This is a genomic window from Allobosea sp. OK403 (assembly GCF_900113835.1).
In the GTDB taxonomy this organism is placed as follows: Bacteria; Pseudomonadota; Alphaproteobacteria; order Rhizobiales; family Beijerinckiaceae; genus Allobosea.
In genome coordinates this window covers 744,210-759,399 of the sequence record NZ_FOQV01000001.1, presented here as the reverse complement: position 1 = coordinate 759,399, position 15,190 = coordinate 744,210, and the positions used below count along the sequence as shown (strand labels likewise).

Annotated in this window: 14 protein-coding genes; 11 read left to right on the top strand and 3 right to left on the bottom strand. The window is 64.2% G+C overall.

The genetic code is table 11. The annotated features are described in order from the left end of the window. Window positions 1-68 precede the first annotated feature (68 nt). The 5 genes from BMZ97_RS03225 (at window position 69) to aat (ending at window position 4,310) form a co-directional block, all read left to right on the top strand. A complete protein-coding gene (locus BMZ97_RS03225) occupies window positions 69-938 on the top strand; it encodes a DsbA family protein (protein ID WP_244546215.1) in 870 nt (289 codons plus the stop codon). Window positions 939-1,041: 103 nt separating this feature from the next. Beyond that, window positions 1,042-1,500 (top strand): type II 3-dehydroquinate dehydratase, encoded by a 459-nt coding sequence (gene aroQ / locus BMZ97_RS03220; RefSeq protein ID WP_092165386.1) that lies wholly within the window; start codon window positions 1,042-1,044, stop codon window positions 1,498-1,500. A 77-nt stretch (window positions 1,501-1,577) separates the two neighbouring features. Beyond that, on the top strand, window positions 1,578-2,039 hold the full coding sequence (gene accB / locus BMZ97_RS03215) for an acetyl-CoA carboxylase biotin carboxyl carrier protein (protein WP_092165384.1): 462 nt from the start codon (window positions 1,578-1,580) through the stop codon (window positions 2,037-2,039). A gap of 44 nt (window positions 2,040-2,083) precedes the next feature. Beyond that, window positions 2,084-3,448, top strand: a complete 1,365-nt coding sequence (accC, locus tag BMZ97_RS03210; RefSeq protein ID WP_092166576.1) for an acetyl-CoA carboxylase biotin carboxylase subunit — start codon at window positions 2,084-2,086, stop codon at window positions 3,446-3,448. 181 nt (window positions 3,449-3,629) lie between these two features. Further along, complete coding sequence (gene aat / locus BMZ97_RS03205) at window positions 3,630-4,310, top strand: leucyl/phenylalanyl-tRNA--protein transferase (protein WP_092165382.1); 681 nt, start codon at window positions 3,630-3,632, stop codon at window positions 4,308-4,310. Between the two features lie 62 nt (window positions 4,311-4,372). Here the strand turns inward: aat and BMZ97_RS03200 are convergent, their stop codons facing one another. After that, window positions 4,373-4,990 (bottom strand): DUF2155 domain-containing protein, encoded by a 618-nt coding sequence (locus BMZ97_RS03200; RefSeq protein ID WP_092165364.1) that lies wholly within the window; start codon window positions 4,988-4,990, stop codon window positions 4,373-4,375. 246 nt (window positions 4,991-5,236) lie between these two features. Here BMZ97_RS03200 and BMZ97_RS03195 point away from each other — a divergent pair, with 246 nt between their 5' ends. Together BMZ97_RS03195 and BMZ97_RS03190 are read left to right on the top strand one after the other, a co-directional pair. Continuing rightward, window positions 5,237-6,580, top strand: a complete 1,344-nt coding sequence (locus BMZ97_RS03195) for an Nramp family divalent metal transporter (protein ID WP_092165362.1) — start codon at window positions 5,237-5,239, stop codon at window positions 6,578-6,580. A 70-nt stretch (window positions 6,581-6,650) separates the two neighbouring features. Then, window positions 6,651-7,364, top strand: a complete 714-nt coding sequence (locus BMZ97_RS03190) for a cysteine hydrolase family protein (protein WP_092165360.1) — start codon at window positions 6,651-6,653, stop codon at window positions 7,362-7,364. Here BMZ97_RS03190 and BMZ97_RS03185 read toward each other — a convergent pair. Together BMZ97_RS03185 and BMZ97_RS03180 are read right to left on the bottom strand one after the other, a co-directional pair. Further along, a complete protein-coding gene (locus BMZ97_RS03185) occupies window positions 7,337-7,747 on the bottom strand; it encodes an NADH:ubiquinone oxidoreductase subunit NDUFA12 (protein ID WP_092165358.1) in 411 nt (136 codons plus the stop codon). The genes BMZ97_RS03190 and BMZ97_RS03185 overlap by 28 nt on opposite strands. 71 nt (window positions 7,748-7,818) lie before the next feature. Further along, on the bottom strand, window positions 7,819-8,556 hold the full coding sequence (locus BMZ97_RS03180) for an NIPSNAP family protein (RefSeq protein WP_092165356.1): 738 nt from the start codon (window positions 8,554-8,556) through the stop codon (window positions 7,819-7,821). Window positions 8,557-8,660: 104 nt separating this feature from the next. Here BMZ97_RS03180 and BMZ97_RS03175 point away from each other — a divergent pair, with 104 nt between their 5' ends. From BMZ97_RS03175 to BMZ97_RS03160, 4 genes are all read left to right on the top strand, one after another. Further along, entirely contained in the window at window positions 8,661-9,392 is a 732-nt protein-coding gene (locus BMZ97_RS03175; protein WP_092165354.1) for a TetR/AcrR family transcriptional regulator, read from the top strand. Between the two features lie 472 nt (window positions 9,393-9,864). Further along, the gene (locus BMZ97_RS03170) at window positions 9,865-13,590 is read left to right on the top strand and encodes a vitamin B12-dependent ribonucleotide reductase (protein WP_092165352.1); all 3,726 of its coding nucleotides are present in this window, start codon (window positions 9,865-9,867) and stop codon (window positions 13,588-13,590) included. 228 nt (window positions 13,591-13,818) lie between these two features. Further along, on the top strand, window positions 13,819-14,187 hold the full coding sequence (locus tag BMZ97_RS03165) for a hypothetical protein (protein ID WP_092165351.1): 369 nt from the start codon (window positions 13,819-13,821) through the stop codon (window positions 14,185-14,187). Between the two features lie 324 nt (window positions 14,188-14,511). Then, window positions 14,512-15,045, top strand: coding sequence for a hypothetical protein (locus BMZ97_RS03160; RefSeq protein WP_092165349.1), 534 nt, complete (start codon window positions 14,512-14,514; stop codon window positions 15,043-15,045). Window positions 15,046-15,190: the final 145 nt, after the last annotated feature.

Genomic DNA, 15,190 nt, shown 5'->3' with positions numbered 1-15,190 from the left:
CACAGCTGTGATTTGACGCGATCCCGGCAAGAGCCCAGAAGCAATTTTGAAGGTTCTTCGAAACCATGATGGGGCGAGACGCCCTGCCGGCCAGTGCCGGCCTGCCCGAAAGGACGACGATGATCGCGCTTCCCTTCCTGCTGCGCCTTGACCTCGCGGTGCTGCGCCGCGCCGGCCTCGCGCTCTCCGCGTTCCTGGTTGCCGGCAGCCTGACGATGGCGCCGGCCCGCGCGCAAAGCTCCGCTCTCACCCCCGAGCAGCGCAAGGCCGTGGTCGATCTGATCCGCGAGACCCTGCAGCAGAACCCCGAACTGGTCCAGGAAGCACTGGTCGAGATCGAACGCCGCAACACGGTCGCCCAGGCCGAGGCGCAGCGCGGCGCTGTCACGGCCGAGAAGGCCCGCCTCGTCGATCCCGCGACTTCGGCGATCGTCGGCAACCCGCAGGGCGACGTTACCATCGTCGAATTCATGGATTACAATTGCGGCTTCTGCAAAAGGGCGCTGGAAGATGTCCGCGCGCTTGCCAAGGAAGACCCCAAGCTCAAGGTCGTGATCAAGGATTTCCCGATCCTCGGACCGGATTCGGTCGAGGCCAGTCGCGTCGCGGTTGCCGCCATGAATCAGCTCCAGGGCGCGAAATATTTCGACTTCCACAACAAATTGATGGCGACCAAGGGACGCGTCAACGGCGCCAAGGCGCTCGAGGTCGCCAAGGACGCCGGCGCGGATATCGAGCGCCTGAAGAAGGACATGGACGCCTCGGCGACCAAGGCCGTGATCGAGGACACCGTCGCCTTGGGCGATCGTCTGGGCCTCACCGGCACGCCCGCCTTCATCCTGGGCGACGAGGTTGTCTTCGGCGCGGTCGGCCAGGCGGCGCTGAAGGCCAAGATCGACGCCGTCCGCAAATGCGGCAAGGCGACCTGCAGCGGCTGAGGTCGGCCGACTTTGGTCGGGTTTCGCCCTTCCCCTGCCGGTCCGCAGCGTTTATGAGGGCGGCGTCTGCCGCTTTCATGCGGCGCTGGAATCACCGCGCACCATGGTCGCCGTCCACGTCCTCAACGGTCCCAATCTCAATCTGCTCGGCACCCGTGAACCCGCCACCTATGGCGCGGTGACGCTGGCAGGCGTCGAGGAGAGGCTCAAGGCCAAGGCGGTCGCGGCCGGCGTCGAGCTGACTTTCCGTCAGACCAATTACGAGGGCGAGCTCGTCAGCTTCATTCAGCAGGCGGGCCTTGCCGGCGCGGGCATCGTCATCAATGCTGGCGCCTATACCCACACCTCGGTCGCGCTGCGCGACGCGATCAAGGGCACCGAGGCGCTGGCCATCGAGGTGCATGTCTCCAATGTCCACGCCCGCGAGGAGTTCCGGCACCATTCCTATATGGCGCCGGTTTGTGTCGGCGTGATCTGCGGCTTCGGCGTCGCAAGCTATGATCTTGCTTTCGACGCGATCGTGCCGCTTCTGCAGAAGCGGCTCGCGAAACCGGCGGCCTGAACCGCCAGTACTTCCACAGGATGGCGTGAGCGCGCTCAGCGCTCCGCTGCCAAGACGACAAAGACGGTGACACCGCTATGGCGACCAAGAGCCCGATCGACCCCGAACTGGTGCGCGAACTCGCGCAGCTCCTGAACGAGACCGATCTGACCGAGATCGAAGTCGAGAAGGGCGATCTGCGCGTCCGCGTGGCCCGCACCATCACGGCAACCGTGCAGGTTCCCGCTGCCGCTGCGCCCCTGCCCGTCGCCGCCGCGGCGCCTGTCGTCGCTGCCCCGGTCGAGGGCAAGCCGTCCGCCGCCCATCCCGGCGCGGTTGCTTCGCCGATGGTGGGCACGGCCTATCGCCGCGCTTCGCCTGAGGCCAAGCCCTTCGTCGAGGTCGGCAGCGTCGTGAAGGCGGGCGAGCGCGTCCTCCTGGTCGAAGCGATGAAGACCTTCAACGACATCGTCGCCCCCCGCGCCGGCAAGGTCGTCGCGATCCTGGTCGAGGACGGACAGCCGGTCGAATATGGCGAACCGCTGCTGGTGATCGAGTGAGCCGGGCCCCGAGCGAGGATGGCCGATCCGATTTGGGCTTCAAGATGTTCGACAAGATCCTGATCGCCAACCGGGGTGAGATCGCGCTGCGCGTGCTGCGCGCCGCCAAGGAGCTCGGCATCGCCACGGTGGCGGTGCACTCCACCGCCGACGCCAACGCCATGCATGTGCGCCTCGCCGATGAGAGCGTCTGCATCGGCCCGCCCTCGGCGCGCGAGAGCTATCTCAACATCCCCGCCTTGATCGCGGCCTGCGAGATCACCGGCGCGGATGCCGTTCATCCCGGTTACGGCTTCCTCTCCGAGAATGCCCGCTTCGCCGAGATCCTGGACCGGCACAACATCACCTTCATCGGCCCCAAGGCCGAGCATATCCGCAGCATGGGCGACAAGATCGAGGCCAAGCGTACCGCCAAGGCGCTCGGTATCCCTTGCGTGCCGGGCTCGGAGGGCGGCGTCACCGACGATGACGAAGCCTTGCGGATCGCAGCCGAGATAGGCTTCCCGGTCATCATCAAGGCGGCGTCCGGCGGCGGCGGCAAGGGCATGAAGGTCGTGCGCAATGCCGACGACATGTCGGTTGCGCTCTCGACCGCCCGCACCGAGGCAAAGGCCAATTTCGGCGACGACGCCGTCTATATCGAAAAATATCTCGAGAAGCCGCGCCATATCGAGATCCAGGTGCTCGGCGACGGCAAGGGCCACGCCATCCATCTTGGCGAGCGCGACTGCTCGCTGCAGCGCCGCCACCAGAAGGTCTGGGAGGAAGGCCCCTCGCCCGCGCTTAACGCCGGCGAACGCGACAAGATCGGCATGGTCTGCGCCAATGCCATGGCCAAGCTCGGCTATCTCGGCGCCGGCACGATCGAATTCCTCTACGAGGATGGCGAGTTCTATTTCATTGAAATGAACACGCGCATCCAGGTCGAGCATCCCGTCACCGAGATGATCACCGGCATCGACCTCGTCAACGAGCAGATCCGGATCGCGGCCGGCGCGCCACTCTCGATCATGCAGAAGGATGTGGTGATCGAGGGCCACGCCATCGAATGCCGGGTCAATGCCGAACATCCCGCGACCTTCCGGCCTTCGCCGGGCAAAATCGCGTCGTTTCATACGCCGGGCGGCCTCGGTGTGCGTGTCGATTCGGCTGCCTATCAGGGCTATACGATCCCGCCCCATTACGATTCGCTGGTCGGCAAGCTGATTGTCCACGGCCGCAACCGGGCCGAATGCCTGATGCGCCTGCGCCGCTCGCTCGACGAATTCGTGGTTGACGGCGTCGACACCACGCTGCCGCTGTTCCGCACACTGGTGCGCAACCCCGACATCCTGAACGGCGACTACAACATCCACTGGCTGGAGAAATTCCTCGCAGCCGGCGGGATGGGTGAGACCAAGGAGGGCTGAGCGCTCTTCGCGGGATGCACACGTCATGGTCGGGCTTGACCCGGCCATCTCTTGCGGGAGAGGCGTGATGTCTGCCCGAGATATGTCCTCTGCCCGAGATTCCTGAGGCTGCGCTTTGCTCCGCCTGGGAATGGCGTGGCCGCCGTTTGACTCCCCGCGCTGCCCGCGCTCCCATCACGCCATGAAGGCCCGCTCCGTGCCCGTCCGCTCGCCGCTGATCACGCCTGAGATCATGCTGCGCGCCTATACAGCCGGCATCTTCCCGATGGCGGAGAGCGCCGACGACCCTAATCTGTTCTGGGTCGAGCCCGAGATTCGCGGCGTCATCCCGCTCGCCGCCTTCCATCTGTCGTCGCGCTTGGCCCGCACCGTCCGCTCCGACCGTTTCGAGATCAGGGTCGACAGCGCCTTCGACCATGTCATCGCGGCCTGCGCCGAGCCCAAGCCCGACCGGCCCGAGACCTGGATCAATGGCCGCATACGCGAGATCTTCGGTGAATTGTTCCACCTCGGCCATGTCCACACGGTGGAATGCTGGCGCGAGAACAAGCTCGTCGGCGGGCTTTACGGGCTTTCGCTTGGCGGCGCCTTCTTCGGCGAAAGCATGTTCCACCGCGAGACCGACGCCTCGAAGGTCGCCCTCGTCCATCTCGTCGCGCGGCTCAGGCGCGGTGGCTACAGCCTGCTCGACGCGCAGTTCCAGACCTCGCATCTCGCCCAGTTCGGCACACAGGAGGTGCCGCGCTCGGCTTATCAGGGACTGCTGGAGCGAGCCGTCGCCAAACCCGGCAATTGGTGGTCCTGGCCCAGGGGCGCGAACATCGATGGGCGGCAGGCGCTGGCCGAACTCACGCCAGGCTGAGACCCGAGCCAGCTGGAGGTCAGTCTGATCTCAGCCCTCATGCCGGAGCATGCCGAATGGCCTCAGCGGTTGCCGCCGGCTGGATCACGCGGCTGCGCCGGGTTGGTCGGGAAGAAGCGCTGGCTCGGCGCCTGGCGCGGCGCGACCGGCACGCCCTGGGGCGGCTGCACATCGATGCGTCCGCCCGGCGCAGGCGCGTTCGGCGCCTGATTGACGTCGCGGGCCGGCGCGGTGCGCGGCCGGCGCGGTTCTTCGGGGACCGGGGCCTCCGGCTCCTTGGGATCGACGACGAGTTCTGTTCCGCCTTTGCAGTCGGTCAGCCAGACATCGTAGATCGCATGCTCGACGCCGTGCAGGCCGGGGCTCGCCGCATACATCCAGCCGGTGAAGATGCGCCGGTATTCGTTGTTGAAAGTCACCTCGTCGACCTCGGTGAAGGAGGTCGTCTGCGGCGCTTCCGTCGGCGGGCGCGTCCAGCAGACGCGCGGCGTGATCTGCAAAGCGCCGAACTGCACCGTCTCGTCAACCGCCACTTCGAAGGAGATGATCCGCCCTGTGATCTTGTCCAGCCCGGCGAAGACCGCAGTCGGGTTGCGGATGCGATCGGCGGCAGCGGGCCCGCCCAGCGCAAACGAAACAAACGTAGCAAGGGCCAGAACGGAAAGGCTGCGGGACGGCATGCTCAAAACGATTCTCTGTCGCGCGAGGTCTCCGCGCGCTGGCGGCTTACCATGGCAAAGCGAGCGGAAAAAGGGCGATTGCTGTCTCCGCGCCAGCCATGCCTCATCGTCATGGGGGCTGGGCGGGTGTCCCCCCGATTGCGGATGCGCCGGATATCGCCATCGCACGACAGCGTGATTTTCCTTGTTGCGAATAATTTGCAGAACTGTATCTTGCAAATAATTCGCAAGAGCAGGTGATGTCTAATGGACGCCTTCGTCAGGAAGCCCCCCGCCGGTTGGCGCCAGGATCGCGGTGAGGCCTCGCTCACCGATGTGCATCGCTCGGTCGACGTTCAAGCCTCCAAGCCAGGCTGGCGACGCGCGGTCGCATTCGTCGGACCGGGCTATCTCGTCGCCGTCGGCTACATGGATCCGGGCAACTGGGCGACTTCGATCGCCGGCGGCTCCAAATTCGGCTACACCCTGCTTATCGTCGCGTTGCTGTCGAACATCATGGCGGTCGTGCTGCAGGCGCTCTGCGCGCGGCTTGCCATCGGCTCGGGCCGCGATCTCGCGCAAGCCTGCCGCGATTCCTTTCCGAAGCCGGTGGCGCTCACGCTCTGGTTTCTCGCAGAGACCGCAATCATCGCGACCGATATCGCGGAGGTGATCGGCACCGCGATCGGGCTCAACCTGATCTTCGGCATTCCGCTCGAGATCGGCGTCCTGATCACGGCGCTCGACGTTTTCCTGATCCTGTATCTGCAGCGGCTCGGCTTCCGCTGGGTCGAGGCGTTGATCATCACCCTGCTCGGCGTCATCGCCATCTGCTTTGCTATCCAGATCGCGCTGGCCGATCCCGATTGGGGGGCGGTGATCAAGGGGTTCGCGCCGACGACGCAGATCGTCACCAATCCCGAGATGCTCTATCTCGCACTCGGCATCCTGGGGGCGACGGTGATGCCGCATAATCTCTATCTGCATTCGGGCATCGTACAGACCCGCGCCTATGGCGAGAGCCTGCCCGAGAAGCGTCAGGCACTGAAGTACGCCACGATCGATTCGACGGTGGCGCTGACCTTCGCGCTCCTGATCAATGCCGCGATCCTGATCCTGGCGGCAGCGACCTTCAACAAGACCGGCCAGACCGATGTCGCCGAGCTCGGCGAGGCGCATAAGCTGATCGGTCCGCTGCTGGGGCTGGCGATCGCACCAACCCTGTTCGGCATCGCCCTGCTCTGCTGCGGCATCAATTCGACGGTGACGGCGACGCTGGCTGGCCAGATCGTCATGGAGGGTTTCCTCAATATCAAGCTGGCGCCCTGGCTGCGCCGCCTGATCACACGCGCCATCGCCATCGTGCCTGCCGCTGCCGTGACCATCTGGTATGGCGACAGCGGCACGGCGCGGCTCCTGATCCTGACCCAGGTCGTGCTCAGTCTGCAGCTTTCCTTCGCCGTCTTCCCGCTGGTGATGTTCACAGCAGACAAGGCGAAGATGGGTGCGCTCGTCGCTCCGCGCTGGCTCGCCATCTTCGCCTGGCTGATCGCGATCGTGATCGCGGCGCTCAACATCAAGCTGCTGTTCGATTTCGTGATCGGCAGCTGACGCGACGATTGGTCTGGCGACCGCGAATCAGCTCTCTTCCGCAAGGCTGAGGCTGATCGCGGGACAACCGATGACATTGCGCCATCCAAGCGGCATCGACGAAAAGGTCGTCGCCAAGGTCGTGTCCCGGCGCGGGCGTCTCCATGCCTTCGAGCGCCTGAACCCGGCGCTGACCGCGCTCGTCGTCATCGACCTGATGCGCGCCTCGGTTGAGAATGACGAAGCCTGCCGCGAGATCATCAGCCCGATCAACCAGATAGCGGCAGCATTGCGAGGCCGCGGCGGCACGGTGGCCTGGGTCACCGCAGCGCCGATGCTGCTGGAGAGCCCTGTCCTGGCGGCGATTCATGGCCCGGAACGCCTGCGCCATTTCCAGGACGGTGCCCGGCCCGAAGATCCGCGCTCGCGGCTTTGGCACGAACTCGCGCCGCAGCCGGGCGACATCCACACCATGAAACAGGGCTACAGCGCCTTCTTCCCGGGGCGCTGCGACCTGCACGCGCAATTGCAGCGGCGCGGGCTCGACACGCTGCTGATCGCGGGCACAGTCACCAATATCTGCTGCGAATCCTCGGCTCGCGACGCCGTCGAACTAGGCTATCGCATCGTCATGGTCTCGGATGCGAATACGGGCCACTCTCACGGCCTGCACGAGGCCTCGTTGACGACGATCTACCGCTGCTTCGGCGATGTCAGGCCGACAGCAGAGGTTCTGGATTTGATCGAGGGTGCGAAGCGCCCTGCCCGGCCAGCGCCTCAGCGCCCCGGCGTCCAGGCCTCGTAGTCGCCGGTTGCCGGCGGGCGGTGGCCGCCAACCAGCGTCGAGCCCTGCGGACGATAGGCCAGCGCCGTGCCGGTCCAGTTCTGCTGATGTGGCTCTTGCCACTCGCGCGGCTCGTAGCGCTCCTCGGAGGGCGCGACATCGACAGTGTGATGCAGCCAGCCATTCCAGCCCGGCGGGATCTTGGAGGCTTCCGCTTCGCCGTTATAGACAACCCAGCGACGCTGGATGCCCAGCGCCTTGTCCTTCACCCCGCCTTTGGTGCGGTAATAGACATTGCCGAACTCGTCGGCGCCGACGCGCTCGCCGAAGCGCCAGGTGTGGAAGCGCGTGCCGATGGTCTGGCCGTTCCACCAAGTGAAGATCTGCAGCAGCGTTTGCTTCATCGCTCTCGTCCGCGTCGGTCGGGCTCGCGCGACTTATGGCGGCAGCGCCGCGCGCTGTCCAGCCTCGGCAGCTATCGAAGCCTCGAGCCCTCCGTCGGCATGACACGCGCGACCACGCAGCGCAGCACGGTTCCGGCCGGCGCGAGCGGTAACCGCGCCAACACTCCCGCCATATCGGCATCGGAACGCAGCACGGTCACGGCAACGCTCTCTCCCTCGCGGATGGGCAGGCGCGGAAAGCTGTTGGATTGCGTCTCGCTGATCAGGCTCGCCTGGATCGTCGCACCGGCCTCCCTCGCCTGCCGGGCGAAATCCCTGGCGAACGCCTCAGCCTCGGCCTCCCCCGCTTGCGGATGGAAATGGTGCGTGACGATCAGGAAGCCAGCTACGCTGCCGGCAGCCGCGCCGGAAGCCTGAGGCTCCGCCTGGTCCGCAAAAAAACCGCTGCCGATCGAGATCGGCTTGAGCAGCAGGACATCGTCTGAATCGATCATCGTCGCATTGGCTGCCGGCCCGTGCTCGACCCAGACCGGCCCGGTATAGAAGGCGTTCAGTGCGGCGCGGCGGGCGTCCATATCGGAAAAGCCGCGGAACCAGACGAACTGATCCGGTTGGTCGAGATCGCGAAACTGGCCGACCACCCTGATCCCGACCTCCTCCTGCGTGGTGACAAACTCGCGGTCGAACAGCGCGATCAGCGCCTCGCGCCGACCCGGATGCAATCGGTAGCGCCGTAGTTCGAAGACTTGATTGCCTTGCCGCTGGTCCGGCGACGCATGCTGACTGGCCTCACGATCTCGCTGCAGCATCTCGTTTCTCCATTCTATAAAACAGGTCAATCGACCTGTTTAAGAACAAACCGGTTGTCCTGTTTTGTCAAACTGGTAAGGTCCACGAGGCAGGAAGGACGAAGATGGCAGGGCGTATTCGCAGCAACGATCCCGAGGGCGTTCGTCGCCGCATCCTCGACGCCGCCTTCGAAGCCTTCCAGGGGCACGGCTATCACGCCACCAGCATGCACGACCTGCTGCGGCTCGCCGGTCTCAGTGGTGGCGCGCTTCATCACCATTTCCCGACCAAGAAAGCGCTCGCACTTGCTGTCCTGCGCGAACGCGTGGCCGAGGCCGTCGCGAAGACCTGGATAGAGCCCGTGCGCGCGGCCGCGAGCGCGCGCGCGGGCGTCGCCGAGGTTCTTGCTGCCATCGGCTCCGAGCTCGACCGGCGCGGCGCCGTGCGCGGCTGCCCGCTCAACAACATGGCGAGCGAGCTCGCGCTGGCCGATCCCGATTTCCGTGCGGCGGCGGCTGATCTCTTCGCCGGCTGGCGCGACGCCATCGCCGCCAAGCTGCGAGAGGACAACGCGCCCGGTGACCCCCAGCCCCTCGCGCGTGTCGTCATCGCCGCTTATTCAGGCGCCATGGCCCAGGCGAAGGCGGAGCAGGATTCCCAGGCGCTGACCGCCTGCGCCAAGGCGCTCGCCCAGCTCCTGCCGTCGCCACGACATGATTCGACCATGATCGAAGCCGTGCCGGCACCGGGCCAGATCCGGCGAAGAGCCCCTATCTCCAGAGACTTGAACGAAGGCGCGCAGACCGAGCTTGCACTGGACGTGCCCGCAAGTCGATTAACCATCGAGCAACCATAGACGCCGCGAATTTTAATCTTTCCGATCCGGCCGAGATGGATCATCCTGTTTTTGTCCCGCCGATTCCGCCAGCGATTCCGAGGGCTTAGCGCGGGCCTTGAAACTTATCCCCGGAAACCACAGCTAATACCAGATGTCGTGTCCACAGGGTTTGATGCGCACTAATCCTTGACGAGGCGGCCCATTCGGGACTAAATTTTGACGGTCGCGTGACGGCCGGCGGAAACGCCAATCGACACCCGCAAAAGAGTTTCCAGAAGGGTCGAGGCGATCATCACGTGGCATGCCGGCAACGGCAGCGGCGAGCGATTGTTTGCGGACTGTTCTGGCCGCAACCGGACGAATGAAGGCGGAACATAGCCGCCGCGACGTCCACAGGGCACAAACCGAGTTGGGCTGACATCAGGAGCCGGTGATCAACCGGCCGCGCGGGGCTTTTGGAGCCCGCGGCATTGCATGGGGATACGAGATCATGCGCATTGAGCGCCGTTACACCTCCGCCGGCCAATCGCCTTATTCGGCGATTCCGTTCCGCTCTGCCGTCAGCGAGATCCGCAACCCCGATGGCTCGATCGTGTTCCGGCTGGAGGGCATCGAGGTGCCCGAAGCCTGGTCGCAGGTCGCCAGCGACGTGCTCGCGCAGAAATACTTCCGCAAGGCCGGCGTTCCGGCGGCCCTGAAGAAGGTCGAGGAAAACGACGTTCCCTCCTTCCTCTGGCGCTCCGCGCCCGACGAGGCCGCGCTCGCCAAGCTCCCGGAAGCCGAGCGCTTCGTCTCGGAGATCTCATCCAAGCAGGTCTTCGACCGGCTCGCCGGCTGCTGGACCTATTGGGGCTGGAAGGGCGGTTATTTCTCCTCCGAGGAGGATGCGCAGGCTTTCCATGACGAACTGCGCTTTATGCTCGCAACCCAGCGCGTCGCGCCGAATTCGCCGCAATGGTTCAACACCGGCCTGCATTGGGCCTATGGTATCGACGGCCCGAGCCAGGGCCATTTCTACGTCGACTTCAAGACCGGCAAGCTGGTGAAGTCGAAGTCGAGCTACGAGCACCCGCAGCCCCATGCCTGCTTCATCCAGGGCGTGCAGGACGACCTCGTCAACGAGGGCGGCATCATGGACCTCTGGGTCCGCGAGGCACGCCTGTTCAAATACGGCTCCGGCACCGGCTCGAACTTCTCGCTGCTGCGCGGCGAAGGCGAGAAGCTCGCCGGCGGCGGTCGCTCGTCGGGCCTGATGTCCTTCCTCAAGATCGGCGACCGGGCTGCGGGCGCGATCAAGTCGGGCGGCACGACGCGCCGCGCCGCCAAGATGGTCGTGGTCGATGTCGACCACCCCGATATCGAGACCTATATCGACTGGAAGGTGCGCGAGGAGCAGAAGGTCGCCGCCCTCGTCACCGGCTCCAAGGTCGTCCAGAAGCACATGAAGGCCGTGATGAAGGCCTGCGTGAACTGCGAGGGCGATGGCGATTCCTGCTTCGACCCCGAGAAGAACCCGGCGCTGAAGCGCGAGATCAAGCTCGCCCGCAAGGCGATGGTGCCCGACAACTACATCAAGCGGGTGATGCAGTTCGCCAAGCAGGGCTACACCGACATCCAGTTCGATGTGTACGACACCGATTGGGATTCGGAAGCCTATCTCACGGTCTCCGGCCAGAACTCGAACAACTCGGTCTCGCTGACCGACGATTTCCTGCGCGCCGTGGAAACCGATGGCGACTGGAACCTGACCGGCCGCACGACCGGCAAGATCACCAAGACGCTGAAGGCCCGCGACCTTTGGGAGAAGATCGGCTACGCCGCCTGGGCCTCGGCCGATCCCGGCCTGCACTTCAACACCACGATGAACGACTGGCACACCTGCGCGGCCTCCGGCCGAATCCGGGCGTCCAATCCGTGCTCGGAGTACATGTTCCTCGACGACACGGCCTGCAACCTGGCCTCGGCCAACCTGCTGCAGTTCTATGATCGCGAGGCCAAGGCCTTCGATGTCGCAGCCTATGAGCATCTCTGCCGGCTCTGGACGATCGTCCTCGAGATCTCGGTGACGATGGCGCAGTTCCCCTCCAAGGAAATCGCCGAACTCTCCTATGAATACCGCACGCTCGGCCTCGGCTACGCCAATATCGGCGGCCTCTTGATGACCATGGGCCTGGGCTATGATTCCGACGAGGGCCGCGCACTCGCCGGCGCGCTGACAGCGGTCATGACCGGCGTCTCCTATGCGACCTCGGCCGAGATGGCGGGCGAGCTCGGCCCCTTCCCCGGCTACAAGAAGAACGCCGCGCATATGCTGCGCGTCATCCGCAACCACCGCGTCGCAGCCCATGGCCTGGCTACGGGCTATGAAGGCCTGCAGGTCACGCCAGTCCCGCTCGATCATGGCACGCTGGCGCGCCTGGGCGGCTCCAGCGTCCTGCTCTCGGAACGCGCCCGCATCGCCTGGGACAATGCGCTCGCGCTCGGCGAGAAGCATGGCTACCGCAATGCGCAGGCAACCGTGATTGCTCCGACCGGCACGATCGGCCTGGTGATGGATTGCGACACCACCGGCATTGAGCCCGATTTCGCCCTGGTGAAGTTCAAGAAGCTTGCCGGCGGCGGCTACTGGAAGATCATCAACGGCGCGGTGCCCGACGCTCTGCGCGCACTCGGCTACCGCGAGAGCGAGATCGCCGAGATCGAGGCCTATGCGGTCGGCCATGGCACGCTGGCGCAGTCGCCCGGCATCAACCACGGCTCGCTCAAGGCCAAGGGCTTCACCCAGGACAAGATCGACGCGATCGAGAAGGACCTGAAAGCCGCCTTCGACATCAAGTTCGTCTTCAACAAATGGACGCTGAGCGAGGATTTCCTCGTCAACACGCTTAAGGTTCCGGCTGAGAAACTCGCCGACATGTCCTTCGAGTTGCTGCCTTTCCTCGGCTTCTCCAAGGCCGAGATCGAGGCTGCCAACGTGCATGTTTGCGGAGCGATGACGCTGGAAGGCGCGCCGCATCTCAAGCTTGAGCACTACAACGTCTTCGACTGCGCCAACCCCTGCGGGCGCATCGGCAAGCGCTATCTCTCGGTCGAGAGCCATATCCGCATGATGGCCGCAGCCCAGCCCTTCATCTCGGGGGCGATCTCCAAGACCATCAACATGCCCAACGACGCCACCGTCGAGGACTGCAAGAGCGCCTATATGCTCTCCTGGAAGCTGGCGCTGAAGGCCAACGCCCTCTACCGCGACGGCTCGAAACTCTCGCAGCCGCTGAACTCTGCCCTGATCTCCGACGAGGACGATGAGGAGGACGCCGTCGAGGCGCATTACCAGCAGCCGATGGCCGCCCGCACAACGCAGATCGCCGAAAAGATCGTCGAGCGCATCATCGAGAAGGTCGTCCGCGAGCGCGAGAAGATGCCCTCGCGCCGCACAGGCTACATCCAGAAGGCGGTCGTCGGCGGCCACAAGGTCTATGTCCACACCGGTGAATATGCCGATGGCCGCCTCGGCGAGATCTTCATCGACATGCACAAGGAGGGCGCCGCCTTCCGCGCGATGATGAACAATTTCGCCATCGCGGTGTCACTGGGCCTGCAATACGGCGTGCCGCTGGAGGAGTATGTCGAGGCCTTCACCTTCACCCGCTTCGAGCCCTCGGGTTTCGTGCAGGGAAACCAGTCGATCAAGAACGCGACCTCGATCCTCGACTATGTCTTCCGGGAGCTCGCGATCTCCTATCTTGGCCGGCACGACCTCGCCCATATCGACCCGAGCGAGATCGGCCATGACGTGATCGGCGGCGGCGTCGGGCAGGACAAGGCGCCTGACACGGCCACGCCTATCACCACGAGCCCGCTGGCCTCGACCGGCTTTCGGCGCGGCAAGCCGATGAACTTCCACGCCATCCAGGGCGGCGGCGGCCTCGCTACCGGCACCGAGACGGTGGCGCGCGGCGGCGCCACAGTGACCGCGCTGATCACCACGAGCCCGACGGCGCTCAAGGAGGAGCCTGAAGCTTACGGCGAGGCCGACATGGCCAAGCTCGGCTTCTCGGCCCCCGCCGCCCAGCCCAGCGCATCCGAGCGCCGCGCCGAGGCGATCATGAAGGGCTATGTCGGGGACAGCTGCGGCGAATGCGGCAACTTCACCCTGGTCCGCAACGGCACCTGCCTGAAGTGCAACACCTGCGGTAGCACAACCGGCTGTTCCTGATATGCCGAGTTGATGTTTGGCCATACAGAGTTGAGCGATTAGACACGCGAGAGGAGCTTCCGCTGAACCGGGGGCTCCTCTTCTGCTATGGGGCGCGGCTCGCTAGCCAGCCCCCTTCGTGAAACAGCTCCGCTGGGTGGCGATTGCAGCCCTCCTACCCGTCCGCCTTCCCCCCCCCGAGAGCCTCGGTCAAGAGCCGCCTGTCTTTTTCAGCACTCACGCATCTGCATGGTTCACCACGTCGACCTCGTGTGCGTTGCCCATACCGACAATCTCTCGCTGGTCCAGGACTTCGCGCGAAGCGCGGCTGCGACGATCCCTCGTATTCCACAACTGGCCGCCGAAGCCATCAAGCGCGAACCGACCCGCCTTGAGCACTACGTCCAGAAAAGGCTAGACGGGCTCACCGGCTCCCTGTGGCTCGACGCCCTGCCCTGCTACGTTGCAATCAGGACCTGTGAAGTCGTCGGCGCAGTAATCCAGAGAGGGCGAGACGTCTCGCTGAAGGAACTAACCGAAGAGGATTGGCGCAGCGTCGGGGAAGCCGGATTTGACTTGGCCAGCGGCGGGCCCGACCGCGTCAGGAGGCCGCAATGAACAGACGGCAACCCTTTTCACGCTCCTCGTCCCCTCTCGATTGGGATTTCCGATGACACTACAAAAATCCGATCCGTCCTGGTCAAAAAAGGCGTCATCGGCCGCGCCATGCGGAGGGCGATATCCTCGGCTTCGCGCCAGCCCTCAGTGGAGAAGGAACCAAGACGCGCCACGTTCATGCTAAGAAGGCCTAGGCTGCCAAGTCTGGCTCTGTTGCTATCGCCACGACTTATTTGCCCGCATAAGCTGTAGCGGTAACGAACGCGCAGATTGGACATCACGACAATATTCAGGTCGCGCAAATCCAGCCGGTAAGAGGAAATAATGCCCCTTGTTCTGAATTCTGGAGTTCATTTTGGCATAAAAGTTGCGCCTCGATGGCCATCGACCAGGGTCATAGTCGACGAGGCTGCTTTTGCCAGCCTCCAACTCGTCCATTTGAGGCTGCCACGAAATCTTCGACTGATCCTAACGCGCGGCCACGAACCACGCAGTTCCTATCTCAGCATTCATCGAACTCTTAGCCGTTACGCTGGAAGAAAGCTGTTTAGATTGTTGTTTTCAAACCGCCACAATGAAGTCGACGAGATCTTCGGAGCCAATGGTCACGACCTGGATGGTACCCATGTTGACATCTCGATCGAGTTGGATGGCCGAAGGCTATCGTTCCTGCCCGTCAGCGTGTTTACTCCGCTTCGGTGGCAGGCACGGCGAGTGAAAAAATACCGCCTGCTACTAGAGGATGTGCGCGGCGCGCTAAGCATTTGTGGTTTCCAGATTCATCAGAATCCGACCGAAAGCCTTCAAGTACACTGCGATTTCGTTCGCCTAAATCCCAACACCATGGATTGGGCGTAGATCGGGCTCATGTCAGCGCGCTGGAAATGGGCCAGAGAAACCCGACCACCACTAACCTTTGGCAAATGGCTCAGGCGTTAAAAGTCACAGTCCGTGATCTCGTCGACGAGTGCTCTCCTTTGGGCGGGCCAAGCACTGTGGACTA

Bases quoted from the DNA above. Each gene is read 5' to 3' on its own strand.
- BMZ97_RS03225 (WP_244546215.1), top strand. From the start codon at position 69: ATGGGGCGAGACGCCCTGCCGGCCAGTGCCGGCCTGCCCGAAAGGACG.
- aroQ (WP_092165386.1), top strand. From the start codon at position 1,042: ATGGTCGCCGTCCACGTCCTCAACGGTCCCAATCTCAATCTGCTCGGC.
- accB (WP_092165384.1), top strand. From the start codon at position 1,578: ATGGCGACCAAGAGCCCGATCGACCCCGAACTGGTGCGCGAACTCGCG.
- accC (WP_092166576.1), top strand. From the start codon at position 2,084: ATGTTCGACAAGATCCTGATCGCCAACCGGGGTGAGATCGCGCTGCGC.
- aat (WP_092165382.1), top strand. From the start codon at position 3,630: ATGAAGGCCCGCTCCGTGCCCGTCCGCTCGCCGCTGATCACGCCTGAG.
- BMZ97_RS03200 (WP_092165364.1), bottom strand. From the start codon at position 4,990: ATGCCGTCCCGCAGCCTTTCCGTTCTGGCCCTTGCTACGTTTGTTTCG.
- BMZ97_RS03195 (WP_092165362.1), top strand. From the start codon at position 5,237: ATGGACGCCTTCGTCAGGAAGCCCCCCGCCGGTTGGCGCCAGGATCGC.
- BMZ97_RS03190 (WP_092165360.1), top strand. From the start codon at position 6,651: ATGACATTGCGCCATCCAAGCGGCATCGACGAAAAGGTCGTCGCCAAG.
- BMZ97_RS03185 (WP_092165358.1), bottom strand. From the start codon at position 7,747: ATGAAGCAAACGCTGCTGCAGATCTTCACTTGGTGGAACGGCCAGACC.
- BMZ97_RS03180 (WP_092165356.1), bottom strand. From the start codon at position 8,556: ATGCTGCAGCGAGATCGTGAGGCCAGTCAGCATGCGTCGCCGGACCAG.
- BMZ97_RS03175 (WP_092165354.1), top strand. From the start codon at position 8,661: ATGGCAGGGCGTATTCGCAGCAACGATCCCGAGGGCGTTCGTCGCCGC.
- BMZ97_RS03170 (WP_092165352.1), top strand. From the start codon at position 9,865: ATGCGCATTGAGCGCCGTTACACCTCCGCCGGCCAATCGCCTTATTCG.
- BMZ97_RS03165 (WP_092165351.1), top strand. From the start codon at position 13,819: ATGGTTCACCACGTCGACCTCGTGTGCGTTGCCCATACCGACAATCTC.
- BMZ97_RS03160 (WP_092165349.1), top strand. From the start codon at position 14,512: ATGCCCCTTGTTCTGAATTCTGGAGTTCATTTTGGCATAAAAGTTGCG.